The following is a 562-nucleotide window of genomic DNA, read 5'->3' on the forward strand; positions in this document are numbered from 1 at the left end:
GCAGAACAATGCTTGCGCGAGGCATTGAACGGTGTCTGTTTCAACTCGTCAAGATAGCTGGAACGTAGCTATGCGTCACGCCGCTGGCGAGTCCATCAGGAATGACCTTCCCCAGCCGCGACAGGTTGCTGCTACATGTAGCGACTGGGGAGCAGCGGGCTACTTAATCAGAAATCGGTCGCGGTTTTTCCCCTCAATCCATGCCGGCGCGCGACCACGGCCGGACCAAGTCACGCCGGTTTTAGGGTCCATGTATTTGGCTGCAACTGTCTTCTTGCCAGCCTTTTTCTTGCTTTTGGATGTCAGTCCGATGTCCTCTGCAGTCAAGCCATACTCAAGCACGATTTGACGCGTCTGAGCGATGACTGCCTCGAGTTCCGCCACTCGCGCGGTCTCGAGCTGCTCCTCCAGCTTTGCCTTCTGAGCCAGAAGGTCTTTGTATGTCGCCACAGGGTTCTCCTAGGTTTGTCGTGCGACGAGAGTAATGCAAGAACTAGCGGCTGTGTGGCCTTGTGTCCAGTAGAACCCACATCCATCATGCGTATCCGCGAGAAAGTCGATG

The 562-nt window shown here is 55.5% G+C and carries 1 protein-coding gene; it reads right to left on the reverse strand.

Features of this window, described 5'->3' with window-relative positions; all coding sequences use genetic code 11:
• Positions 1 to 159 precede the first annotated feature (159 nt).
• A complete protein-coding gene (locus RVY79_RS17070) occupies positions 160 to 450 on the reverse strand; it encodes an H-NS family nucleoid-associated regulatory protein (RefSeq protein WP_048935988.1) in 291 nt (96 codons plus the stop codon).
• Positions 451 to 562 lie beyond the last annotated feature (112 nt).

The sequence above is a fragment of the Chromohalobacter sp. HP20-39 genome, from assembly GCF_033052815.1.
Lineage (GTDB): Bacteria > Pseudomonadota > Gammaproteobacteria > Pseudomonadales > Halomonadaceae > Chromohalobacter.